The 24,638-nt window shown below is 58.8% G+C and carries 16 protein-coding genes; 12 read left to right on the forward strand and 4 right to left on the reverse strand.

Annotation, left to right across the window (positions count from 1 at the left end):
• The first annotated feature begins 156 nt into the window (after positions 1–156).
• Positions 157–1,521, forward strand: coding sequence for an aryl-sulfate sulfotransferase (locus JK202_RS00150; RefSeq protein ID WP_211556870.1), 1,365 nt, complete (start codon positions 157–159; stop codon positions 1,519–1,521).
• 50 nt (positions 1,522–1,571) lie between these two features.
• Here the strand turns inward: JK202_RS00150 and JK202_RS00155 are convergent, their stop codons facing one another.
• From JK202_RS00155 to JK202_RS00165, 3 genes are all read right to left on the reverse strand, one after another.
• A complete protein-coding gene (locus JK202_RS00155; protein WP_211556876.1) occupies positions 1,572–2,969 on the reverse strand; it encodes a sulfatase in 1,398 nt (465 codons plus the stop codon).
• A gap of 84 nt (positions 2,970–3,053) precedes the next feature.
• Positions 3,054–5,069: a sulfatase gene (locus tag JK202_RS00160; RefSeq protein WP_211556880.1), complete on the reverse strand. Its 2,016-nt coding sequence runs from the start codon at positions 5,067–5,069 to the stop codon at positions 3,054–3,056.
• Positions 5,070–5,071: 2 nt separating this feature from the next.
• The gene (locus JK202_RS00165; RefSeq protein ID WP_211556882.1) at positions 5,072–6,076 is read right to left on the reverse strand and encodes a formylglycine-generating enzyme family protein; all 1,005 of its coding nucleotides are present in this window, start codon (positions 6,074–6,076) and stop codon (positions 5,072–5,074) included.
• Between the two features lie 269 nt (positions 6,077–6,345).
• On the opposite strand from JK202_RS00165, the gene JK202_RS00170 reads away from it, so the two are divergent.
• Genes JK202_RS00170 through JK202_RS00185 form a run of 4 tightly spaced genes read left to right on the forward strand, consistent with a single transcriptional unit; the run spans position 6,346 to position 10,086 of the window.
• Positions 6,346–7,374 carry a sulfate ABC transporter substrate-binding protein gene (locus tag JK202_RS00170; RefSeq protein WP_249199476.1) on the forward strand — a complete coding sequence of 343 codons (1,029 nt, stop codon included), beginning with the start codon at positions 6,346–6,348 and terminating at the stop codon, positions 7,372–7,374.
• Positions 7,375–7,391: 17 nt separating this feature from the next.
• Positions 7,392–8,240 (forward strand): sulfate ABC transporter permease subunit CysT, encoded by an 849-nt coding sequence (cysT, locus tag JK202_RS00175; RefSeq protein WP_408872122.1) that lies wholly within the window; start codon positions 7,392–7,394, stop codon positions 8,238–8,240.
• Entirely contained in the window at positions 8,237–9,055 is an 819-nt protein-coding gene (locus tag JK202_RS00180; protein WP_211556884.1) for a sulfate ABC transporter permease, read from the forward strand. Before cysT ends, JK202_RS00180 begins: the two co-directional genes overlap by 4 nt.
• Positions 9,052–10,086, forward strand: a complete 1,035-nt coding sequence (locus JK202_RS00185; RefSeq protein ID WP_249199477.1) for a sulfate/molybdate ABC transporter ATP-binding protein — start codon at positions 9,052–9,054, stop codon at positions 10,084–10,086. Before JK202_RS00180 ends, JK202_RS00185 begins: the two co-directional genes overlap by 4 nt.
• Before the next feature lie 200 nt (positions 10,087–10,286).
• Here JK202_RS00185 and JK202_RS00190 read toward each other — a convergent pair whose 3' ends face one another.
• A complete protein-coding gene (locus JK202_RS00190; protein ID WP_349291809.1) occupies positions 10,287–13,481 on the reverse strand; it encodes a TonB-dependent receptor domain-containing protein in 3,195 nt (1,064 codons plus the stop codon).
• Positions 13,482–14,205: 724 nt separating this feature from the next.
• On the opposite strand from JK202_RS00190, the gene JK202_RS00195 reads away from it, so the two are divergent.
• From JK202_RS00195 to JK202_RS00225, 7 genes are read left to right on the forward strand one after another with little or no spacing between them, the layout of a single operon-like run.
• A complete protein-coding gene (locus JK202_RS00195; RefSeq protein WP_211556888.1) occupies positions 14,206–15,453 on the forward strand; it encodes a LysR family transcriptional regulator in 1,248 nt (415 codons plus the stop codon).
• Positions 15,450–16,748 carry an MFS transporter gene (locus JK202_RS00200; protein WP_211556890.1) on the forward strand — a complete coding sequence of 433 codons (1,299 nt, stop codon included), beginning with the start codon at positions 15,450–15,452 and terminating at the stop codon, positions 16,746–16,748. The genes JK202_RS00195 and JK202_RS00200 overlap by 4 nt, the downstream gene beginning before the upstream one ends.
• The gene (locus tag JK202_RS00205; protein ID WP_211556896.1) at positions 16,745–19,138 is read left to right on the forward strand and encodes a TonB-dependent receptor; all 2,394 of its coding nucleotides are present in this window, start codon (positions 16,745–16,747) and stop codon (positions 19,136–19,138) included. The genes JK202_RS00200 and JK202_RS00205 overlap by 4 nt, the downstream gene beginning before the upstream one ends.
• The gene (locus tag JK202_RS00210; RefSeq protein ID WP_211556898.1) at positions 19,125–20,495 is read left to right on the forward strand and encodes an MFS transporter; all 1,371 of its coding nucleotides are present in this window, start codon (positions 19,125–19,127) and stop codon (positions 20,493–20,495) included. The genes JK202_RS00205 and JK202_RS00210 overlap by 14 nt, the downstream gene beginning before the upstream one ends.
• The gene (locus tag JK202_RS00215) at positions 20,492–22,012 is read left to right on the forward strand and encodes an aromatic amino acid lyase (RefSeq protein WP_211556899.1); all 1,521 of its coding nucleotides are present in this window, start codon (positions 20,492–20,494) and stop codon (positions 22,010–22,012) included. The genes JK202_RS00210 and JK202_RS00215 overlap by 4 nt, the downstream gene beginning before the upstream one ends.
• On the forward strand, positions 22,005–23,357 hold the full coding sequence (locus JK202_RS00220; RefSeq protein WP_211556901.1) for a dihydroorotase family protein: 1,353 nt from the start codon (positions 22,005–22,007) through the stop codon (positions 23,355–23,357). Before JK202_RS00215 ends, JK202_RS00220 begins: the two co-directional genes overlap by 8 nt.
• Positions 23,354–24,607 (forward strand): Zn-dependent hydrolase, encoded by a 1,254-nt coding sequence (locus JK202_RS00225; protein WP_211556903.1) that lies wholly within the window; start codon positions 23,354–23,356, stop codon positions 24,605–24,607. The genes JK202_RS00220 and JK202_RS00225 overlap by 4 nt, the downstream gene beginning before the upstream one ends.
• The last annotated feature ends 31 nt before the right edge of the window (positions 24,608–24,638 follow it).

Below are 24,638 nucleotides of genomic sequence, written 5' to 3' on the forward strand. Positions count from 1 at the left end.
ATAAATAACAATTATTTTGTGTGGTATATATTATCAACCATGAAATAGGATGTAAATTCGTAAATCCCATTATTGATGGTTGAAAATCTACCCAAAAGAGGTTTCAGTTCGAAACCCCGGACGGGGCTTCCAAACGCAGAATGCAAGGTAAGTGATATGGCTTCGTTCCGATTCAGGCTTTCCACCTTCACTGCGGGAACAATGGCTTTATGCGCCGGTATCGCGCTCCACCCGGATCCGGCGAAAGCAGTCCCAAGCGTGGTCCCGACCGGTGTAACCCGCTACGATCCCGCAAAGGCCTACAACAGCTTTCTTCTGTTTTCCGGCAGCGATAATCACACGTATCTCATTGACATGAACGGCCACGAAGTCCGGCAATGGGCTCAGTCCGGCTTCCCTGCCAAATACATCGATCCTGCGTTGGTACAGGGCCAGAAAGGCGTGATCGGCCTTCAGCTTTCGGAAATCCGCGGAGACGGAACCCACAAGATCCCCGGAGCCACGGCCGGCTTCCGCAACAGGACTTTCGGCTATGTGGACTGGTCAGACAGAACACTCTGGGAATGGGGGCTTCAGTCACCCGAAGGCAATGCCCGTCAGCACCATGACTGGGCTCGCCTGCCCGATGGCGGTACGCTCCTGCTGGCGAACCAGAACCGCTCTATCCCCGGCGGGGCAAAGCCGGTTCTTGACGACGTAATTTACGATATCGCGCCGGATGGCAACATCCGCTGGACCTGGAAAGCGGGCGACCACCTTCAGGAATTCGGATTTACCGGCAGCCAGCTTCAACTGGTGCTTCATGCCGAAAATCCCGATTACCTGCATATCAACAACATGCAGCTTGTGGGTGACAATCACTGGTACCGCGCGGGCGACAGGCGCTTTGCGCCCGACAACATCATGATTGACTCACGGGAGGCGAACTTCATCGCAATTCTGGACCGCCATACCGGCAAGGTTGTCTGGCGTCTGGGACCCAACCTTCCCCAGCGTCGCCGGAGCGAACCCGCCGTTCCTTTCCCGGTAGACCAGTTCGTCGGCCAGCACGACGCCCATCTGATCCCGGAAGGGCTGCCCGGCGCAGGGAACCTGATCGTCTTCGACAATCAGGGCGAAGCAGGCTATCCGGCACGGCCGCTTCAGGTCGCCAACGGTTCCAGAATTCTGGAAATCAATCCCGTAACGGCGCAGGTCGTCTGGCAGTACACGGGCGAGAATTCGGGCGGGCCGCCTTGGTCCTTCTACAGCAGCTTCATCAGCTCCGTAGACCGACTGCCCAATGGCAACACCCTGATCGACGAAGGCATGAACGGCCGCTTTTTTCAGGTCACCCCCACGGGCGAAATCGTTTGGGAATATGTCTCACCCTATACCGGCGAAACGCCCGGCACATCCCCAGACAGGCCGACCCGTTCCAACTGGGTTTATCGTATTCAGCCGGTTCCGTATGACTGGACTCCCTCAGGCGTGACTCATACCGAAACAGCCGTTGTTCCGGCTTTTGCCAAAGAGAAATAGCACGCACAACGCTCCGGCCTTTCAGGTCATGAGAGGCCGGAGCTTCTTTCTCAAGCCGGTACGGTCGGCTCCTTTGGAGACTGACCATCAACCGGATTTACGACCGCCCCTGCCGGAACCGCCACAGGCCCGTTGAGAAGCGGGTCCTGCGTTTCCTGCATCCAGCGCCTCAAGCGCTTTCGCATGTCTCCCAGCACCTCATGATACCGGGGATCGGCCCGCAGATTACAGTGCTCCGTAGGATCGAACGTCAGATCATACAGCGCTTCCTCAGGCAAAATCTGATCCCGCCACCCGGCGCTGACCCAGACGGATTTACTTGGACTGTCATCACAGTTCGGCAGGACAGGCAGCCGACGGTCTCCAAACCTGCGGATATATTTCCAACGACGGGTCCGCACCGCACGCATCGGCTCATACGCCGCGTGATACGTCATCTCGGCAAAAACGGCATCCCGGACCTCGTCTTGCCCGCCCCGCAAGACAGGCAGGAATGACCGCCCCGTCAGCCAGGACGGATGGGGGATGCCCAGATAATCATAGACCGTCGGAAAGACATCAATCTGGGAAACCATTACGTCCGACTGATGCCCCGCAGCCAGACCGGGCCCACGCATGATAAGCGCCGTTCCGATCCCGTCATCCGTCAGATTGCATTTCATGCGCGGGAACGCGACACCGTGATCCGTTACGAAAATGACCAGCGTGTTCTGGTCATAACCATTTCGGGACAGTGCCCGCAGAACATGCCCCACGCCCGCATCCAGTTGTCGTGCGCTGGCTCCGAAAGCCGCAAAATCGTGCCGGATCTCCGGTGTATCAGGAAGAGGCCGGGGAATATCGCGGACACGATCCAGATCTGCCTGCGTTGGATCAGGGTATTCACGGTGTGTCTCGAAAAATCCGACGTCCAGAAAGAACGGCTGCTTTGGTCGGCTGTCCAGAAAGCGCTCGGCAATAGGCGCGACAATTGCCGCTTCGGCACGCCATTTCCCGTTTTCGTCGCGGTAGCCGAGATTTCTATCATATCCCAGCGTATCCGGGTCAGCGGCGACATGCTGCATCCCTGTCAGCACGGCCTGATATCCGAATTTCTGCAGATCCCGGAAAAGGAGCTGTCGCGGATCGTTCAGGCTGAAACCACGATGTGCCAGCCCGATCATCCCTGAGCGATGTGGGGACTGTCCGGTCAGAAGAGCCGCACGGCTGGGTGAACAGACCGGCGCCGCACTGAAAGCCTGCCGGAACAGCACGCCACTTCGGGCCAGAGCCGCTATTTCCGGTGTGGAGACAGCGCTGTCATAAGGCTCAAGGGACCGCCCACTGTCATGGGAGTGAATATAGAGAATATTCGTCCACCGGCGCGCGGCAAAAGCTTGCCCATACCCCGTCGCCGCGAAGGCTCCTCCGCCCGCAGCAAGGAAGCTGCGACGTTTGACCTGTACCATTCTGGTCCTCCGGATCTCCCGGCCCGGAGCGGGGCCGCACGCCCTTCAGGCGCAAAGAAAGTTGAAATACTGTGCCCCAGATGCCTAGATCTGCGGATCGCCGATCTTGCCGCCCATGGCAGCCACCAGCATCTTTCCCGCCGGACTCTGCATGGCGCTGGCGTCAAAATCCGATGGCTGTTTCAGGCGCGGCGTATAGGTTCCATCCAGTTTTTCGCTGAGATAACGCGCAGCCGCACGCACCGCGAAGAGACCCAGAACGCCCTGCACATCGGGCGGCGCAACACGAGCCGTCAGAGCAGTCTGAATCGCCGTTTTCATATCCGGCGAGCGTGCATTTTTTCCATAGGTCGCAGCCAGGACAGCGGCCAGAGACGCATCCGGGTTGGCCTTCTGCGCAATCGTGTCTGCCACCCATCCAAGCGCCTGTGCTGCATGACTGCCATTCAACAGGATTTCGCCCTGCACCGCCCTGATAACAGCCGAATTCTCTTTCCCGAAGGCCACCGCCACGTCATGGATCGTCCGGGCATCCAGCGGGGTCTGGACTGCCAGAATCCCCGTAGCGGCCCAGTAACGCAGGACCTCGTTTTTATCCTGAAGAGACGCTCTGAACGCTGGAAGATTGGCTGCCTGACGCTGGATCACCTTCGCGCCCAGCGCCAGAAGCGCGGGCAACGGATACACACCGGGCTGTCGGCTTTCCTGATACCCGGACTGTGGCAGCCCTTCGGCAATGAACGCATTGTCGTGGATCGCAATCATCTGCGCATCAAGAGTGCCGCGCAGTTGCTGTAATGCACTCTGATGCGCGGGATCGTTCACGAGGTTGCTGATCTGGTGTGGATCAGCCTCGATGTCGTAAAGCTCCTCACCCGGCTTGTCCTGCCAGAACGCGGCCTGAGTGGAATTCAGCCGCCCCGCCAGCCACTCCTCTTCCCAGGACTGGTAGCCACGCCCTTTCCACTCATACGCATTATGCTGCCCGTAGATACGGTGCGGCATGTAATTGCGGATATAGCGATAGCGATCGTTGCGCACCGTCCGCATCAGGTCCAGCCGTTCGTCCATCCGGTTGCGTCCGCTGAAGACATGATCGCGCGGCGGCGCTATTTGTTGCCCCAGAAACGGCTGCCCCTGCATATGCGGCGGAATGGGCGCTCCTGCCAGCGCCAGTGTCGTCGGCGCCATGTCGATCAGACTGACCAGATCCGGACTGGGCCGTCCGGCGTCCCGATGGGCAAGATACTGGAACTCTTCTGGAAAACGCACGATCAGGGGAACATGCAGGCCGCCTTCATAGCAGTACCGCTTGGTTCTGGGCTGCACACCACCATGGTCGGCAAAGAACATGACGATCGTGTCCTGCGCCAGATTGTCCTGATGCAGTTCGTCCAGAATATGGGCAACAGCCTTGTCCTGCCGGTTCACCATGTCGATATTGCGCGCAATCGAATCCCTGATGTCAGGCGTATCCGGCAGGTAAGGCGGAATACTGACCCGCGCAGGATCGGTCGCGGTTGCCCCCGTCTCGAACAGATGGGATTCATGCGTGATCAGATAGTTATAAACCGCGAAAAAGGGTTTCCCCTGCGGCCGGTTGCGCCAGTGCGCCGTCACTGAACACTCATCCCAGATGACTTTGGGATCAAGATCGCAGTTGTAGTCGGTAAAGACGTTGTTGGTGCAGTAATACCCTGCATCACGCATCTGCTCGGGCAGACTCTGGAACGTGCCCGCAACGCGCGCCACGGCCCGCATATTCTCCGCAGGGCCGCAGCTCTGCGGGTACAGACCCGTCACCAGCGAAAAACGTGATGGGGAGCAGACCGGTGCGGTGGCGTAAGCGTTCTCGAAACGGATCCCCTCCCGCGCCAGGGCATCAATCGTCGGCGTGACCGCCAGAGAATTTCCGTAACATCCCAGAAGTGACGCATGAATATCGTGGCATACGATCCAGATGATATTCGGCTTTCGAACCGATTGGGCGGCGGCCGCTGAGGGAAGTGCCTTTGCCGCCCCTGCCGAAAACGCCGCACTGGCCCCTGCTGTCGCGGCGAGAACACGACGACGACTGACTGTCCTCAACGGGCGGTCCATCCTCATGCTTCCGTCACGGCCGCAGAGACACATCTGAAACCGATATGGCCAAGAGAACTGTCAGGTGTCGTATGGGTCCGGGCAGAGTTACGATACCGGTTGCAATAAGAGTGATGGCACATATGTGAGCCGCCCCGGATCACCCGGTCGGTTCCTTCTGGCGGCCCGGCGGGATTATGGCGCGTCAGAGCGTTCTCGGCCTGATGCCAGACGGGGCTCCAGAAATCGGAGCACCATTCCCACGTATTCCCCACCATGTTGTAAAGGCCGTACCCGTTGGGCGGAAATGCCGTGACGGGCGCTGTCGTCACATAGCCGTCTTCCTTGGTATTTTCTTCAGGGAAACGGCCCTGCCAGATGTTGCACTGATGCTCGCCATCAGGAAGAAGCTCGTTCCCCCAGGGATACCGGAAATTCTCCATCCGTCCGCGTGCCGCAATTTCCCATTCCGCTTCCGTCGGAAGGCGCTTGCCCACCCATGCTGCATAGGCCGCAGCATCATGCCACGACACATGCACGACGGGATGATCCTGCCGGGACGAGATGTGAGAGCCCGGTCCCTCCGGATGCCGCCATTGCGCGCCCCGGACAGGCAGCCACCAAGGCGTCTGCGGGACCGATCCGCGAAGACGGCGTTTTTTGCCCGTCGCCGTGGCCACGCCTTCAAAAACGAACGACCAGCCTTCGGTTTCAGCCTCCGTGACATAGCCCGTAGCCGCGACAAAGGCTGCGAACTTCTGGTTCGTCACGGCATATTTGTCGATCCAGAAGGCATCCACCTCAACAGACCTGACCGGCCCTTCTCCATCCGAAATGTGAATTTCGGAATCGTCCGCCCCAACCCGGTAAGCTCCGGCTCCGATCAGCGCCATGTCCTCGTAACCGGGAGCACGCACGGCAAGATTATCCTGAAGAACAGGAGCACAGGCCACACGCGGATTCGATCGTACGGCCTGAGGAACGCAGCACGCTTTTTTCCTGTGGTCGGGAGCGGAACCAAGAGCCATTGAACTGTTCCTGATAGTTTTATGATTTAAAAACCCTATACCATCGTTATTATAATCACAAATCCTGGCTCGACCACAATTTCCAACGCAGAAAAGAATGAGTTTTTTACCAGAAAACCGGGACATCCTGACCCAGGATCAAGAATCCTGCGCAGGTCTGCTTGACGAAAAAAACCGAATCTATAATCAGTTTTGATAGTTGTTTTTATTAACAACTAATATTTTTAGTTATATTGAACCATTCTTCATACTCCCAAAGGCTCGTGGTCATGAAAAACGTGTCGTCCCGCCGTTACGTCCTCAAAGGCACACTGGTTTTGGGAGCAGCCCTCATCGCAGGATCGGGCCTCTCTTCCGCGCGTGCAGCAGATTACAGGCTGCTGAACGTGTCCTACGATCCAACCCGCGAACTCTATGGCGACATCAATCGTGCCTTCCCGGCTTTCTGGTCGAAAACCCACGCCGGAGACAGCATCGTCGTCACCTCGTCTCATGGTGGCTCCGGCGCGCAGGCACGCTCGGTTCTCGAAGGCGCACCGGCCGACATCGTCACACTGGGCCTCGCATACGATATCGATATTCTTGCCCAGAACGGCCTTCTGGCCGCGAACTGGCAGACACGTCTGCCCCACAATTCGACGCCCTATACCAGCACGATCGTGTTTCTGGTGCGGAAGGGCAATCCGAAGAGCATTCACGACTGGCCGGATCTCATCCGCGATGGTGTCCAGGTCGTCACACCCAATCCCAAAACATCCGGCGGGGCACGCTGGAATTATCTGGCGGCCTGGGGCTGGGCACTTCGTCAGCCAGGGGGTAGCGAGCAAAGCGCAACAGCCTATCTCAAGGCCCTGTTTGCCCATGTTCCCGTCCTCGATACCGGCGCGCGCGGCGCCACCAACAGCTTCGTCCAGCGCGGTCTGGGCGATGTGCTGATCGCATGGGAAGATGAAGCCCTTCTGGCATCGCGCGATCTGGGACCGGACAAATTCGACATCGTCGTCCCGCCCCTCACCATTCTCGCCGAACCTCCCGTCGCAACCGTGGACCGCAATATCCAGGAACACGGAACGGAAGCCATCTCCCGCGCCTATCTGGAATTCCTGTTCTCCCCTGAAGGACAGCGGATCGGCGCCAAACATTATTTCCGCCCCGTGGACCCGACCATCCAGGCGGAAACTGCCTCGGTCTTTCCGAAAACCACCACATTCGACGTCGCCAGTCTTGGCGGCTGGACACGTCTTCAGAAGGCGCATTTCTCGGATGGCGGCATTTTCGATCAGATCTACAGCCACTGACTGTGAAACCGCTGACCGTGACAGTCCTGCGGCCCACCCGGCGCCATACCCTGCCGGGATTTTCCCTGTCGCTGGGGCTGACACTGCTCTGGACCGGACTGATTGTCGTTCTTCCACTCACGGCGCTGCTTTTCCGGCCATGGCATAACGGCGCGGGCACGATGATCCATGCGCTGTACGACGCCCGCATGCACGCCGCTCTCCGGGTCAGCTTCACATGCGCCCTGCTGGCCGTTCTCATCGATCTGCCCATCGGGCTACTGCTGGCCTGGACCCTCGTCCGCTACCGTCCGCCCGGCCATCGCGTGGTGGACGCGATGATCGATCTTCCGTTCGCCATTCCCACGGCTGTTACAGGTATCGCTCTGGCGACCCTTTACGGGCCCAACGGCTGGATCGGCTCCATTTCAAGCCAGTGGGGCCTGAAGCTTGCTTTCAGTCCCGCCGGGATTGTCATTGCGCTGACCTTCATCGGGCTGCCCTTCATCGTACGCTCCATCGAGCCCGTCCTGCGTAGCTTTCCCAAAGACGTCGAAGAAGCTGCCTTCCTGCTGGGCGCCTCAGGATGGCAGCGCTTCCGCCTCATCCTGCTCCCCACACTTGCGCCCGCCTTGCTGAGTGGCGTAGGCCTCGCCTTTGCGCGCGGCGTCGGAGAATACGGCTCCGTGATCTTCATTGCCGGCAACCAGCCCTTCCATAGCGAGGTCGCTCCCTTGCTGATCGTCATGCGGCTTCAGGAATTCAACTATGACGGCGCAACCTCGATCGCCCTGATCCTGCTCGTCATCGCCCTGCTCTGCCTTGTCGCAGTCAGCCGTCTTCGGCGCTCCGTATCCTCGGGACTGGTCCGTGAGGACGGCGCATGAACGACCAGCCTTCGAAGACGATCTCCATTCTCCTGACCCTTCTCAGCTACGGTGCGGTCGTCCTCCTGATCGTCCTGCCCGTTGTCCTGATCCTTCACGAAGCCCTGCGTCAGGGCGTTCATGCAGCTCTTGAAACGCTGAAAGACCCGGAAGCCCGTTCCGCCATCCGGCTGACGGTCTATGTCACGGCACTGGTGACCGTCATCAACACGGCGGGCGGGATCGCCGCGGCCTGGACACTGACGAAATACGATTTCCGCGGGTCCCGCTTTCTGGTCAGCCTGATCGAACTTCCCATCAGCGTTTCCCCCGTCATCGCAGGCCTCATCTGGCTTCTGCTTTTCGGCCGACAGGGGTGGTGGGGCACCTGGCTGGCTCATCACGGCGTCCATATCGCCTTCGCCGTTCCCGGTATTGTTCTCGCAACGCTCTTCGTGACCTTCCCCTACGTGACCCGCACTCTCATGCCCTATATGGAACAGCAGGGCCGGGCCACCGAGGAGGCTGCCTTCCTGCTTGGCGCAGGCTTCTGGAGAACCCTGATCCGCGTCACACTACCAGACGCAGGCTGGGCCCTTCTTTCAGGAATTCTTCTCACAACCGCCCGCGCCATGGGCGAATTCGGAGCAGTCGCCGTTATTTCCGGACATATCCCGGGCGTCACCGAGACAATGCCGCTCCATATTGAGACCCTTTATAACGGTTATCAGTCCGTAGCAGCCTTCGCGATGGCAGCCCTTCTTGTTCTTTTCGCTATGACAACGGTCCTGATCCGTATGTTTCTCGAGCGTTCTTTCAGAAAACAGCACCTATGAGCATTACCCTTAAAGACTTCACGCAATACGCGCCCCGGTCCTCGCGCAAGCTGCTCGATGATATTGCCCTGACCGTCGAAGACCGTTCGTTCGTTGCCCTGGTCGGACCATCCGGAGCCGGGAAAACCACCCTGCTCAGAGCCATTGCAGGCCTTTCCTCCCATTCAGAAGGTACGCTTCTGATCGACGGCATCCCCATCCACGATCGCCCCGTACAGGACCGGGGCATCGGGTTTGTCTTTCAGAACTATGCCCTGTTCCGGCACATGACCGTGGCCCGTAATATTGCGTTCGGCCTTGATGTCCTGCCACGCTCGCGGCGACCCGATCCTGCGTCCATCCAGCACCGCGTTACCGAACTTCTGGATCTCATCCAGCTTCCCCATCTTGCAAAAGCCTATCCGGACCAGCTTTCCGGCGGCCAGAGACAGCGCGTGGCCCTCGCCCGTGCACTGGCAACCGGCCCCAGACTTCTCCTGCTGGATGAACCTTTCGGTGCCCTGGACCCTCTGGTCCGCCGTGATATCCGCCGCTGGCTCCGCGACCTGCACGAGCGGATGAATCTGACAACCATTCTGGTTACCCATGACCATGAAGAAGCCATGGATGTCGCAGACACTCTGGTTGTGATGCAGGAAGGCCGCATCGTTCAAGCTGCCGACAGCGCGACCCTGAACGCGACACCCGCAACGCCCTTCGTCATGGAGTTCCTTGGCGAAACACTCAAATTCCCGGGGATCCTCAAAGCAGGCCGGTTCATCCCGGACAATCAGGACGTTGCTCCGTTTCCTTTTGAGGGCATTGACGGTCGCGCCACCGTGCTTATTCGTCCCCATAAGGTTGCTCTTGTCGCTTTGACTGGAAACGCATCAGTGGAAAGACGCCCTGACTCTCCTAACGGTCTTTTCCGTTATCGCGTCCTCACAAATTCCGGGGATTTCGAAGTAACCAGCCCAACACAGCTCTCTTCAGAAGAACTTCAGAATGTGCATATCCAAATAAGTCGTGGAAAAGTCTTTTATGAGCCCTGAGGCACATAAACAGGTACAGCGATTAAATTAAGATGGAAGGCAGCCCACGAGAACAAGGGCCTGAGCTGCTCTCGTGCCGACGCTGCGTAAATCCTGCCCCGGCACATGGCGCTTTTGTTTTATTAAAGTCGTCCAAGGCGGGAATTGTATGTAAGAGACGCGGCCCTATGCAGTTGCATGGGGCCGCGGCAGCAAGCTTATCAGAAATGAACGCCAGCCTGTAACTGGAACGCACGGCCAAGGATCACATCATAGTACCGGGCCAACCCAACCGTTCCGACATCTTTGGGCAGGGCATTAAACACGTTGTTCATCATGAAGTTAACATTGAAGTTCTTCGTGATTTTATAGCCGATCGTCGTATTGAAGTAGAAAAAGTCCTGCCTGCTGTTATCTGTTTCTGCGTATTCACCTGCAGTCACGTTAAATTTGGACGGACCGTAGTAAATTGTCTGCCACTGGACGAACAGCGGACCACGGATATAATTAAGGTTAGCCGTAAAAGAATCTTTCGGGGAGCTGGTGCTTCCCACTTCAGGATAAGTCGTCCCCAGGAAAGTCTGAGTATTCTTGACGTAATGGTTGTAATTTACGCCGAGGTCGAGGGCACCCCAATTCTCAAACCGCTTTCCAAAGCGCCGAAGAGGAAGATAATACTTCAACGATCCTTCAAGCGCCTGCATGTGCTGGTTCGCGATGTTCACGAACCCTTCCTCATACCCTGTGACCTGATGCGTGCTTGGATCGCGAGTGAACATTTCGCAATACGCATTGGGGAATGATTTGGAATCGTAACAGGCGCTCATGATGTCGCTGATCCCCAGATCCATGATCTCGTTGCTGATTTTGACGTCAACAAACGATGCATCGAGCTGAAGCCCCGGCACAAAATGCGGCACAAAATGGAACGATCCCGTATAGCTGTGAGAAACCTCGTTCTTCAGGCGGGAGTTTCCACCGTCCGATCCATAAATACCGTAATTGACGATATCTGAAACGAAGCCGGACGGAATGCCCTGTTTTGCACAGTTTGCCGCACGAATGGCCGGGTTTGGACCCGATGCAATGTCTTCTGCCGCGCAGGGATCGCTGGCCATGTTGTTCACGCGGCTCTTGGGAGAGAACAGCTCGGTGACTGAAGGGTTTCGGACTGACTGAGCGTAATTTCCGCTAAATCCAAAGTCTCTCGTAGGCCACCAGCTACCACCAAACATGTACGTCCAGTAGCTGCCTGTCATGCTGTTATAGATATATCGCCCATTCGCCGTTGCCGAAATGTTGTATGCTCCCGGAACATGCATCGCGGGAGAGACAATGGGAACATCCAGTTCTCCAAAGGCTTCATGCGTTCCATAAGCGCCATAGGTATTCGGAACGGGGATCTCATCGCCATACTGGCGAACGCTACCGTCAGCCAGGTTTTCACCATTCAGGATGGAGCCTGCATTGAAGTCATAGGACTCCCGACGGTGCTCATAGCCCAGATCCCAGCGAATATCACCGGCAGGCAGTCTGGCGATCGTGCTGTGCATTTCTGCCTGAATGTCGAACTGGGTGTTCTTGTTCTTGGGATTGACCACGGATGTAATGTAATTGAGTGCCGCAGGGGTTTCCTGGCCACGCCCAAACACGTTCAGTGGTGCACAGGTTTCACTACGGGTCTTGGCCGTCGAGTTGGTATAGCCGGGCGCGCAGCCAATCGTTCCATCAGGCAATGTCACAGCGTCCAGAGCGTTGATAAGGTTGTTCGTATCAACCATCAGGGTCTGGGTATCGCTCAGATATGCGCTGTATTCACCCTTCACACTCCAGTCAAAGTGTCGGCCCACAGCGTTAAAATCACCATTAAGTCCGCCCTGGAAACGATACATCTGGTTGGTGGTTGTAAATGCACCTTCGCCAAAATCCTGATTGGCACGCGTCAGATAGAACGTATCTGTTGGCTGTCCGGAGGCTTTCAGCGCATTCACGATCGTTGAACGCTCTGACGACGTCAGGAACGGATTTGACGTGCTTAGAACCAGATTTCCGTTAACGTAACTTTCCGGACTTGCATCGAAGTTGGCCCTTGTTAGCGGAGAACCTTCAAAGGTCGCAGAATAATAGAGCCCCTGATTAACAGAGCTTTTGGCTTGCCCCCTCTGATACCACCCCTGCCACGTAGCATGTAAATGATCGGTAAAATCATAATGCCCCAAAGTCGTCAGGTTCAGGGATTGCTGCGGTGTATATAGCTGGTCGTAATCTTCGAAAGACAGACCATTACCGCCGGCAGTATAGTAATTGCTGCGCGTAACCGTGCCGGTTAGAGGTACGAGAGATTTTCCGTCCTGGCTGAACTGCAACACACCTCCGCCTGCTGCTGCGATACCACCGGATGCGACACCGAAGGTAGAGGGATTGAGGTTTCCGTTGACCAGCGGAATACCCGTTGCGCTAAGCTGACTGAAACGCTCATTCCGGGTCAGAACATAGTAGTATGGAGAGTCGCTTGTCTTTGCCGGCCAGAGATATGTCTCTGCACCACTTCCGATAGTATTCCGGCGATCATTGTAAACAAGGCCGTCAGCATTTCGATATTCGACATCGAATACGATTCCACCCTTGTCGTGATCAAAGCTGGTTCCGTATTTCAGGTAGATTTTTTCTTTTCCACCATCCAGATGCTGCGTCCAGTCACCCTGGGCATTGAAGTCCACGCCCTTGAAATGATCATCAAGCTGGTAGTTAACGACGCCCGCCACAGCATCGGCACCATATGCTGCACCGGCACCACCGTATCGCGTATCAACTTTCTTCACGAGGGATGTAGGAATGGTGCCGACATCGACCTGCGAACCACTCCCCGCACCATAGAGCGATGCCGTAGCACCGCCGACCATGCGCATCCCGTCGACGAGCGTCAAAGTCCGCTGGTCTCCCAGGGCAAGCAACCCGCTGAATGTCTGTCCTGCACCCCATGATCCCTGACCACCAATCGGGCTGTTGGATGGTACCGAAAATGCCGGATTTTCGCGCAGCAGAGCCAGTCCAAGGTTGGAATAGCCACGAGCCCGCAACTGGGTTGCGTCCAGCGTTGTCCCTGCGGTTACATCGCTGAGGCGGGTCTGCGAAAGCCGGGTGCCCGTAACAGTAATTTCTTCGCTATGCAGAGCGGAAGCAGAAGACGATGCCTGAGAGAGTGTGGCGGATTTCTGAACTGCGACCTGCGGCTGCGTAGCCGGCGATGATGCCGTTGCAGCCGTTACCGTATGAGAATCGGTAACTTTTCGTACTGTTTTCTTCTTATGCTTTGAAGATTTCACCGTTCCATGACGCGGGGAGTCAGAACTCGCGGCGGATGCACCATCAATGTTCCAGCCAGAGACCGTCATTGCAGCCCCAATCAACAGCACCGCTCTTAATCTCGGCTTGGATGGAAGGCCCGTACACATGTCCATAAACTCCCTAGTGCGCCACGGTGGCCGCAGGCAATGTTTTTGCCGCAGGAACGATTCCACCCCGCTTTATTACGATCTCATTTCGAGTTTCCTTTTGTCTATTTCCAAAACGTTCAGACAAATTAACCTACGGTATGTATCCATTGAAACGCACTTCAGAAGCGCTGCTCTTCAAAATCGAAAACTCGGTGAAACCGGGTTGGATAGATGAAGCGATCATTCGGTTTTCGTATCGGCTGCCGTCGATACAAGGCAGCTATGGAAGCCGGACTGATTGTCGAGAAACCAAGCATTTGAGTGTTACAGCACCAGTGCGCAGCTCTGACTTTCAACAGGCACAAAATCTGTTTCAGACTGCGCAGCAACGGAATTGAGATCCTCCTCCGGCAGGAGGGTCCTGCATTCGCAGGGTCTCTCAAAGCTCCTCAGACAAGAGACAAAAAATACGAACGGGCTGAAGATACCGTTTGATGTCTTCGATCCAGCCTCCGTGGCGTTACGTCCACTTGGTTTCCCATAGGCATGAGGGGTAATGCTTTGTTCTGCACAAGATATGCATGAACGCATTTTTTTATTGCAGGCCCGTGATGACAGTGTTCTCATACAATCTGGTTAGTTAATTTATATATTAAACTATTATATGTGGTTTAATATTGGTGTTTTGTGAGGCCCGTTAGCAATGGAACTTCCTGCGCTCACATACTTTGTGGCTCTGATCGATGCCGGCTCTCCGGCAAAGGCCGCTGAGGCATTGGGCGTCAGTTCCTCAACCATCAACCACGCGGTCCAGAGCCTCGAACAGTCGATGGAATTTCCCCTTCTCCTGCGCACCCCCAAACGCCGGCACCCTGAGGCCATCCCAACTGCATGCGGACAAAGCCTGTATCGGTCAGCCGTATCACTTCTGCGTTGGGGCGCAGAGATCGTCTCTTTCCCACAAGACGCACCAGTGAGGTCGCAAAGCCTGTTACCGCTCTCTGACCTCCAGTTGCTTCTGCAAAGCGGGCTGACCCTTCGCATGATCGGGTATTTTCTGACGGTCTGCGAGGTTGGGAGCGTCGCAAAAGCAGCCCGCAGGCTCTCCCTGTCACAGCCTACCCTGTCACGCCAGATTCAGAAGCTGGAGAAGATCCTGAACCGTGAACTGTTGATACGCTCCCCTTTTGGGGTACGGCTCACACCCGGAGCCGAAGCGCTGATGGAAGGATGTCAACGCGCGGATCAGACCTATCGCAGCATCATGCGGGATGAAAATTTCAGCTATTTCCGCCAGTTCCGAACGTTGCGCCTTGCGTCCATGATGCCTTCAAGCAGCGATAGTTCCCTTACGCTGACACTGGCGAGGCTCGTGCGCCTGTGGCGTGAACGCCGCTATCAGCCCACCCTGACCGTTTCCACACTCGCAGCACCCACGATGGTTGAAGGCCTTCTGGGGGACACCTACGACGTTGGTCTCACCGATCTTCTGGATATCCCTCCCAACCTTGATCACATGGATCTGGAGACATCCGATCTGCATCTGGTTTTCAGCCGTGAACATGTCCCCTCAGGGGCAACGCTGGCCACACTGATCGAGGGAAACACACTGGCCATCCCGGCGTTTGGCACCGGGCTGCGACGGCTGACAGACCAGTTCCTTGAACATACAGGAGTAGCGCCCCAGTCCCTGTTCGAAACCCAGTCGATTTCCCTCATGCTGCGGCTGGTCATTGACGGAACATGCTGCGCCATCATGCCTGCCGGATCCTTCCGGCAGCAAGATGTGGACTCCCTGCCCCTTCCCCCGCGCTATCGCATGACCACCCGCCTGATCTGGAAAAAAGCGCACTCCAATCCAGCCAGCATTGAACGCCTTAAAGCATGCCTGCTGGAAAACAGGCGTCGCATGGGACCGGAAGCCGGCCGGTTCCGGAAATCCGCAGCATGACCCTGATCGCTGCGGCTCCCGGCTGGCGACGGCGGCTGACTGTCTCCCTGCTCGTGATGGCAGGCTGCATCAGCTATATCGACCGCGCAGCACTCTCCATTGGCAACACCGCCATCATGTCCAGCATGCACATGTCCTATACTGGCATGGGGTGGCTGCTGTCCGTTTTCGCCTGGGCCTATCTTGTCAGCCAGATCCCCGCCGGGCTCCTGGCGGATCGTCTGGGTGGACGGATGCTGCTCGGGGCCGGTCTGTGCCTGTGGTCCTGCGCCCAGATCGGCTTCGGCCTCATGCAGGGCGTGGCAGGACTGTTCGTGTGCCGGATTCTGCTCGGGATGGGTGAATCTCCTCTTTTCCTGGCGGGAACACGCGTGCTCGTACGCTGGTTTCCACCGGCTGAGCGAGGGACAGTCATCGGGCTTTTCAATGGCTCGGCAGCCCTCGGACCGGCTCTGGCGCCACCGCTGCTTCTGGCGATCATGGCATTTCAGGGATGGCGCGGCATGTCCGTCAGCATCGGCATGCTCAGCCTGCTGATCGGGCTGGTCTGGGTGCTCTATTACCGCGACCCCACAGGGCCTGAATCCACTCCGTCCCAGCCGCCGTCCGTTCTGCGCGATGATCTGGGATATCTTCTGCGCCAACGCTCCAGCTGGGTCGTGACCGCCGGTTTTGCCGGCATTATCTACCTGACCTGGCTGTATGCGACCTGGCTGCCGGCATGGCTCCAGTCCGCCTATCATCTTACCGCCACGCAGGCTGGCCTGCTCTCGGCGCTTCCTCAGATCTGCGGCTTTGCCGGCAACCTTACGGGCGGACTGCTTTCCGACCGGCTGATGTCACGGGGAATGGGAAGACTGGAAGCCTGCCGTCGTCCCGTCGTTCTCTCAATGATCGTGGCGGCGGTCATGACCGGGCTGACTGCACTCAATACCGGTCTGACCATCTCGATGTTCTTCATGGCAACCGCCCTGTTTGCGGGAGGGGTGGCCATGAGCGCGGGCTGGACGCTTGGGACCGTCATCGCCGCAGAGCATCGCATTGCGACGCTTGAGGCGATCCAGAATACCGGCGGCTCGCTTGGCGGCGCGCTGGCCCCTGTCATTACCGGCATCATGGTGGATCACTTCGGATCCTTTGCCCCTTCGATGCTTGTTGCCTGCGGTGTCGGGCTCACCTGCGCTGCCATCTACCAGTTCGGACTTCGTGAAACGGATGCATCGGACAGCCGCGCTCCGCTTCCAGAGTCCCCTTTCTCCCTGCCGGATCCGGCAAACCGAGGAACGATCAAATGATCACGCGACAGGCTCTCACGCTTTCGACCGTCCTGAGTGGCGTGGCAATGGTCCCCGCACTTTTTCTGGGACTGCTTTCCAACCCGGCCCGGGCAGCCGACACACTGGACAAAGCGACAAACGCACCACCCCGGGCGCTACATACCGCCCCTGCTCCGAAACCTGCGCGGAAGGCACCGGCGAAAACGGAACCCCGCATTCTCGGACACGACGAGGCGATTACCGTCTTCGGCCATGGCTCTACCCGCCAGATGACCAGCATTACGCGCACCATGATGCAGCAGAGTGCACCGGGAACGTCCCCGCTCAAAGTCCTGAGCCAGTTGCCCGGCGTCGTCTATCAGTCCTCCGATCCGTTCGGAGCGTATGAGTATTCCAGCCAGATTTTCATGCGCGGCTTCAGCCAGTCCCAGCTTGGCTTTACGCTTGATGACATTCCGCTGGGCGACCAGCAGTTCAACAACTACAACGGCCTGAGCGTCACGCGCTCAATCATCTCCGATGACGTCGGCGGTGTGGACGTCTCGCAGGGTGCTGGCGCGATTGATGTCGCCTCCACCAGCAATCTGGGCGGCGCGATCCAGATCCATTCCATCGATCCCGATCACAAGCGCGGCGGCACGGTCAGCCAGACCTTTGGCAGCAATTCAACGATGCGCACCTATGTGCGGCTGGACAGCGGGGACCTCAACAAGTCCGGAACGCGCTTTTATGTGGCCTATGCCCGCACGAACATGAACCTGTGGAAGGGCGGCGGCTATGATCATTCCGATCAGGTAAATGCCAAAATCGTCCAGCCGCTGGCACGGGGATCATCCATCAAGGCCTTCTTCGACTGGAGCTCGACGCAGCAGTTCGACTACCAGGACATGACCATGAATTACCTGCATACGGTCGGTCCGAACCTTGCGAACTACTATCCGGATTATACGGCGGCTTATCAGGCAGCGCAGGGGATCTATCGCCCGGCGCTTCAGAAAACGAATGATCCCTATGACGCAGCCTATTATGCCGGCACGGCCAACCGCGTCGATTATCTGGGCGGCCTGACGCTGGACGAGAACTTTACAGACCGGCTGAACTGGAAAACCACGCTCTATGGTCATGCCGATACCGGCTACAGCACCTGGACCACGCCTTACATGCCGTCTCCGAACGGCGCACCACTCTCACAGCGTATCCAGACGCCGGAGATCGCGCGTGGCGGGTTCCAGACTGCGCTGAGCTACAAGATCGCGCGCCATACGATCAACGCCGGTGTCTGGTACGAATACGGGAACTTCAATGAAAGCCGCTATTTCACCGAGGCCCCGGTTCTGGGACAGGGCACGCTGGGCAATCCCACGACGGGCTTCCCGACCAGCAAGGTCTTCGCGCAGCCCTGGCAGGAGGCCTTCTCGACCAACACGTTCGTGTTCCATCTTCAGGACACCTACCGGATCACGAAAAACCTGACGGTCAATGCGGGCTTCAAGTCCATGATCGTCAATGCCGGAAACAGCGTCCCAACACAGAGCCTCGCCATCAACGGCACGCAGATCGCACAGGGACGGCTTGAAGTCTCCAATGCGTTCCTGCCGCAGGTTTCAGCCAACTGGCGCTTCCTGCCGCATCATGAACTGTTCTTCGACGTCTCGCACAACATGCGCTCCTTTCCGGAAGACGGATACGGCACCAATGTCTCCGCAACGCCCTGGACGTCGTCGCAGAGCGCTTTCCAGAGCACGAAGAACACGCTGCGGCCCGAGACCGACTGGGTCTATGAAGGCGGCTACCGTTACACGACGCCGTTCCTGAGTGCTCTGGCCTCACTGTACCGGATCAACTTCTCCAACCGTCTTCAGTTGATCAACAGCCAGTCGGGGATCAATCCCGTCACGGCAGTCGAGAACGTGGGCGGGGTGACGACAAATGGTGCGGAAGCCAGCGTCACAATCCGGCCGCTCGACGGGCTGTCGATCTACAATTCGTTCTCCTATGCCCATTCCACCTACGATCAGGATGTCACGACCGCATCCGGCGTACAGGCGACGCGCGGCAAGCTCGTGCCGAATTATCCGCAGTTCATGTACAAGGGAAACATCACCTACCGCATCGGCGGCTTCGAGGTGCATGTCGATGGCTCTTACCTGTCCAGCCGACAGCTGACCTATACGAACGACCTGCACGTCCCGGGCTATTTTCTCGCGAACTTCGGGGCGCGCTACAATTTCGGCAATATCAGCGTTCTCAAAGGGCTGACGGCAAGCCTGAACATCTACAACCTTGCCAACAAGACCTATGTTTCAACGACCAACGAGCTTGGCAACAATTTCGTCAATACCGGCTACAACTACTTCCTGATGGGCGCGCCGCGTCAGTTCTTCGGAACCGTCAGTGCCCATTTCTGAGAGTAGGACTGCGTCCTCGCGCAGGCGGCTGATTGCAGCGGCCTGCGTGGGCAATCTTCTGGAATGGTATGATTTCGCGGTTTATGCGCTGTTTGCGCGCTACATCGCCGCTTCCATCTTCCACAGTGCCGACAGTTTTTCCCAGTTGGCGCAGAGTTTGCTGGTCTTCGGGCTCGGCGCCGTCGTGCGCCCGCTCGGCGCCATTCTGATCGGACGTTTCGCAGACCGGAACGGACGCGGAGCCGCACTGACGGTCACCTGCCTTCTGATGGGGATCGGGACGCTCATGATCGTCTGCGATCCGCCTTATGAAACAGGGGGACGGCTATCCATCGTTATCATCTGCGTAGCGCGCGTGCTTCAGGGATTGTCAGCAGGAGGCGAGATTGGCGGTGCCGCAGCCTTCCTGACGGAGCAGGCGTCAGCAGGCAGCCGAAGTGTAACGGCCTCGTTCCTTCAGGCCACCATGGGACTGTCCAACATGCTGGGCGCCACCGTAGCGACCCTCGCGACACTCTGCCTTGACCAGGCACAGATGATCTCCTGGGGATGGCGCCTGCCGTTTGTTGTTGGACTGCTGATCGTTCCAATGGGATTGATCCTGCGGCGCGCACCTGCTTTCGCCGGAACTGGCATTGCTCCGCACCAGTCGGAAATGCCGGTGCTGAAAACCCTGCTGAAACAGTATCGCCCGTCTCTGGGCGTAGCGTTCGGGGTCTCTGTCCTGTGGACCGCGGCCCCCTATGCGCTGGTAATTTACCTGCCGCTCTACATGCAAACAGCGTTCGGGGTTTCTTCCCATACCAGTTTTGCAGCCTATCTGGCTGCGAATGTCGTGCTGGTACTCACGTCGCTTCTTTCAGGCAGACTGGCCGACCGATATGGGGCACGGAATGTCATGCTGGTCGGGATGCTGCTGGTGGTCCTCGCGCCGGCACCACTTCTTCTGCTGGCAGGGGCGTTCAGCAATCCGTCAGTCATTACCCTGGTGATGATGGGGCTGTTCGGCACGGTCGGGCTTTTTGCCGGTGCCGCTCCAGAGAGTCTGGCGGCCCTGTTCCCTCCCGAGATACGCGCCACCGGTATTGCAGCCCCCTACAATGTAGCGGCGGCCTTATTCGGAGGCTTTGCTCCCATGTTCCTGACGTTTCTGGGGCCGCACTGGCATGGAATACCATCCCCTGCACTCTACATTCTGTTGGCGGCCGTTCCAGCTGCACTGGCGCTTTTGTGGCCACGGAGCCAGGGCCAGCTCAGGCCTGACACCGCTATAGGACGTGCAACAGAAAGCATACCCTCTCACGACCCGGATGATGGGACAGTCCGTACAGGATCACGGAAGGGAGAGCAGTTGTGAACGACGTCACACTGACGGGCAGAACCCTGCCGCTCGCCGATCTGGTCAGCATTGCAGATGGCAGACGGATCAGGCTTGCAGAGGCAGGCTTAAGTCAGGTCCGGGCAGGCCAGAACGCACTCGCCGAGGCACTGGCACGTGGCGATGGTGTTTATGGCACGACAAGCATGGTCGGGGCCTTCAAGGACGCCGTGGTGACACCGGAAGACCGTCCACACCACACGCTGCGCCTCATGCGCTCGCATCAGCTTGGCATGGGCGCGCCACTGCCCGTTCGCACTGTCCGGGCCGCCATGGCCATCCGGCTGAATGGTATCCTGAGTGGCCAGACGGGAGCCGGACCAGATCTCGCGCATGCACTGGCGGCTCTGCTCAATGCCGGCATTACGCCGGTTGTTCCGGAATATGGATCCATTGGCTGCGCGGATGTGGGACTGATGGGGCATGTCGGGGCGGTCCTGATGGGCGAAGGCGAGGCTTTCGCGCCGGATGGGACGCGGATGCAGGCTGCTGGTCTGTTGGACCGCTGCAGTCTCAAGCCATTCGTTCCCGGCCCCAAGGACATGATGACCGTGCTGTCCAGCAACGCCCTTGCCGTAGCGGGCGTTGCACTGATCGTGGCGGAGGTCCGCGCGCGGCTGCCGCTCTGGCTCGGGGTCTATACCGTATCCTGCGCCGGGTTCGGAGCGTTCCGGATCCCCTGGGAAGCCGCCAGGCGCACAGGAATGCTGACGGAACAGCGGGTCGCCCGTTTTCTCGAACGCGTCAGCGGGGACGGTGGCTGGACCCCGCGCCGCAATCTTCAGGACCCGCTGAGTTTCCGTTGCATGCCGCAGATCGGCGGCGCGTTTCTGACGGCTCTGGAACGGGTGGAGGCCTCCCTCGCCTATAGTTTCAGCCATTGCGACGACAATCCGATCCTGCTGGACGGACGGGCCCTGACATCGGGAGCCTCGCTTCCGCTTTCTCTGGCGCTGGACGCGCAGGCCTTCGTGCTGGCCCTGTGCCATTACGTCCGGGGTGTTCTGGGGCGCATTCTGGCGCTGTGCCGCAATGACCTGTCCGGTCTTTCACGCAACCTGACTTTCGAACCGGGGCGACAGGTCGCATTCGGCGCGGCCACCAAGCTTGCGGCCGATCTGGCGACATCCATCCTGCGGGAGTCCACACCGGCCTCGCTTTATCAGGTTCCCGTCGCCAACGGCTTTGAGGACGAAGCCAGCTACCTGCCGTCCATCGCCCGCGCACTCAGGCTGCAATGCACGCTTCTTGAACCCCTTGTGGCGCTGGAAGCCATGGCGGGACGGCAGGCTGTCCGGCTTTCAGGCGCCCTGCCCGAAGGCCTGCCCGGCGCGATCATCGCGGCTCTGTCGCAGGACGTTCCCTGGCTCGACGACAGCCACGCGGTGGGAGACGTCGTACAGGCAACCGCGGCTGTCCTTGCAGAGTTCCCGATCCCCTCTGCCCCTGAATTCGCTTCTTCCCAGTCTGACCCGATGGAGTGCCTCTATGCATGACGTATTGCTGAAAGGAACGGTCGTGACCCCTGCGGCTGTTCTGGAAAATGGCTGGGTTGCCATTGATGGCGCCACGATCAGCCGCCTGGGTCAGGGAACACCACCTGCAGCGCGCGAGGTGCATGACCATGGCACGAACCTCATCCTGCCAGGCGGAATTGATGCACAGGTGCATTCGCGCTCCCAGAAGGGACAGGAAGACTTCATCTGGACCACCCGCGCCGCCGCCGCAGGGGGCATCACGACAATCGCCGACATGCCCTATGACGAGGGCTTTCTTGTCTGCACCGCAGACCGGCTGAAGCAGAAAACCGCGGAAGCGGAGGAACAGGCCCGTGTGGACTTCGCCCTGTGGGGGACGATCGCACCGGGCGACAGCCTGCACCATATTGGCGAGATGGCCGAAGCCGGAGCCTGCGGCTTCAAGTTTTCGACATTTGGAACCGATCCCAAGCGCTTTCCGCGAATACCGGCCGATCTTCTGGCGCGCTGTTTTGAAGCCGTGCGCGAGACCGGGCTGATTGCGGGCGTCCATAACGAGGACGATGAAATGGTCCGGGCGCGGCTGGCACAGGTGACGGAGGCAGGCATTACGGACTGGCGGGCGCACGGGCTGTCCCGTCCTCCACTGACCGAAACGCTCGCAATGGCGCAGATCTATGAAACGGCGGCAGGCACCGGATGCGCGGCGCATGTGGTGCACTGCTCCGTCGCGCGGGGCTATGCCCTATGCGCGTCTTACCGCCAGCAGGGGTTCGAGACGACCGCCGAGGCCTGCATTCATTATCTGGTTCTGGATGAAGAGCATGACGTGGCCCGGTTGGGCGGCCGCGCCAAGATCAACCCGCCCGTCCGTCCAAGGGTGGAAGTGGAAGGCCTGTGGCACCATCTGGCCGCCGGGAACGTGACAGTCGTCTCCACGGACCATGTCTCATGGAGTCTGGCCCGGAAATCCGATCCGGACATGCTTAAAAATGCATCGGGCGGCCCCTCGCTTGAAGTGGTCTACCCCCTGTTCCTGACGGAGCTGGGGCGGCGCAACCTGCCCTGGACACATGCCGCACGTCTGCTGGCGGAAAATCCGGCCCGGCTGTTCCGCCTGACCTCACGAAAAGGGGGGCTTGCCGCGGGACGTGACGCAGACATCACGATCGCCCGTCACGAGGAATGGGTTTATGACCCGAAAGCCAGCGGCCACGCGTTCGAAAACTGGAGCCCTTATGAAGGGCGCACGCTGGACTGGCGCATTTCCGAAACCTGGCTTCGCGGAGAGCGCATTTTCGCGGACGGCACCGTTCTGGCCAGGCCGGGGCATGGGCGCTTCGTGAAGCCGGAACAGCCATGAACGCCGCAGAATTCGTCCAGCCGGATCGCCTATGGGCCGATCTCATGGCGCTTGCGGAGATCACTGACCCGGAGCGTCCGCATACCCGCCGCTCCTTTTCCGAACGCTTCCTCGATGGACGCCGCTGGCTGGAACAGCGCTTCACCGAGGCCGGTCTCACCTGCCATCTGGACGACGCTGGCAACCTGATCGGACGCCGCGCCGGTGCCGTTGACGGAGCCGGAACACTCATGAGCGGGTCACATTCGGACACGGTCCCGGACGGGGGGCGTTTCGATGGCATTCTGGGCGTGCTCTGCGCACTTGAAGCCGCCCGCGCCTTCCGGGATGCAGGTCTGGTCCTGCAGCACGATTTCGAAATCGTCGATTTCCTTGCCGAAGAGCCCAGTGATTTCGGGCTATCTTGTATTGGCAGCCGAGGCATGGCGGGCGCGTTGACAACAGAACAGCGCGCTCTTGTCGCCCCGTGGGGAGAGACGCTGGCGCAGGCCATGACGCGGATGGGAGGACGGCCCGAGCATCTGGACACGCCGCGCCGGACCGACCTGCGGGCCTTTCTTGAGGTTCATATCGAACAAGGCATTGTTCTGGAACAGGACGGCCTGCCGATCGGAGCCGTCACGGCCATCGCCGGCGTCACGCGTATCGAAATTCTTTTTGGCGGCCGCGCGGACCATGCGGGCACGACACCGATGGACCGCCGGCAGGATGCCGCCGTGGCAGCAGCGTCTGTCATCACATTCGTCAGCCGGCGGGCGGGTGAACTGGCGCAGTCCGGTCAGGGACATGTGACAGCCACGTGCGGGATCGTCGAGATCTCGCCCAATGCTTCCAATGTTGTGCCGCGTTCGGCGCGGATCGTGGTCGATATCCGGGTTTCGGAACGTGCCGTGGTCGAGGGCTTTGCGGAAGAACTGGAAGCCGCCTGTCGCTCGGCCGCCTCAGAGGCTCATGTGCGGCTGGAGCGTTTCATGCGCCTGTCGGACACAAAGCCGGTTGCCTGTGATGCAGGTCTGGTCCGGAGGATCGGGCAGGCCGCCGGGCAGCTTGGACTGAAATACCGTCTGATGGTGTCCGGAGCAGGCCATGACGCTGCTTTCGTGGCCCGGCTGTGTCCATCAGCGATGCTCTTCGTGCCGTGCCGGGACGGGCGCAGTCATGACCCGGAGGAATGGTGCACGCCGCAGGATGCCGCGAATGGCGCGCGCGTCCTGACGCAGGCGCTTCAGGATATCGATCGCGATTTTTGAATGACGCGCTCTCCCGGGAATGCCGGTGAGA

Origin of the sequence: Gluconobacter sp. Dm-62 (assembly GCF_018256155.1) — a bacterium.
Classification (GTDB): domain Bacteria; phylum Pseudomonadota; class Alphaproteobacteria; order Acetobacterales; family Acetobacteraceae; genus Gluconobacter.

Excerpts from the sequence above, each read along its gene's own strand:
- JK202_RS00150 (WP_211556870.1), top strand. The coding sequence starts at position 157 with ATGGCTTCGTTCCGATTCAGGCTTTCCACCTTCACTGCGGGAACAATG.
- JK202_RS00155 (WP_211556876.1), bottom strand. The coding sequence starts at position 2,969 with ATGGTACAGGTCAAACGTCGCAGCTTCCTTGCTGCGGGCGGAGGAGCC.
- JK202_RS00160 (WP_211556880.1), bottom strand. The coding sequence starts at position 5,069 with ATGGACCGCCCGTTGAGGACAGTCAGTCGTCGTCGTGTTCTCGCCGCG.
- JK202_RS00165 (WP_211556882.1), bottom strand. The coding sequence starts at position 6,076 with ATGGCTCTTGGTTCCGCTCCCGACCACAGGAAAAAAGCGTGCTGCGTT.
- JK202_RS00170 (WP_249199476.1), top strand. The coding sequence starts at position 6,346 with ATGAAAAACGTGTCGTCCCGCCGTTACGTCCTCAAAGGCACACTGGTT.
- JK202_RS00180 (WP_211556884.1), top strand. The coding sequence starts at position 8,237 with ATGAACGACCAGCCTTCGAAGACGATCTCCATTCTCCTGACCCTTCTC.
- JK202_RS00185 (WP_249199477.1), top strand. The coding sequence starts at position 9,052 with ATGAGCATTACCCTTAAAGACTTCACGCAATACGCGCCCCGGTCCTCG.
- JK202_RS00195 (WP_211556888.1), top strand. The coding sequence starts at position 14,206 with ATGGAACTTCCTGCGCTCACATACTTTGTGGCTCTGATCGATGCCGGC.
- JK202_RS00200 (WP_211556890.1), top strand. The coding sequence starts at position 15,450 with ATGACCCTGATCGCTGCGGCTCCCGGCTGGCGACGGCGGCTGACTGTC.
- JK202_RS00205 (WP_211556896.1), top strand. The coding sequence starts at position 16,745 with ATGATCACGCGACAGGCTCTCACGCTTTCGACCGTCCTGAGTGGCGTG.
- JK202_RS00220 (WP_211556901.1), top strand. The coding sequence starts at position 22,005 with ATGCATGACGTATTGCTGAAAGGAACGGTCGTGACCCCTGCGGCTGTT.
- JK202_RS00225 (WP_211556903.1), top strand. The coding sequence starts at position 23,354 with ATGAACGCCGCAGAATTCGTCCAGCCGGATCGCCTATGGGCCGATCTC.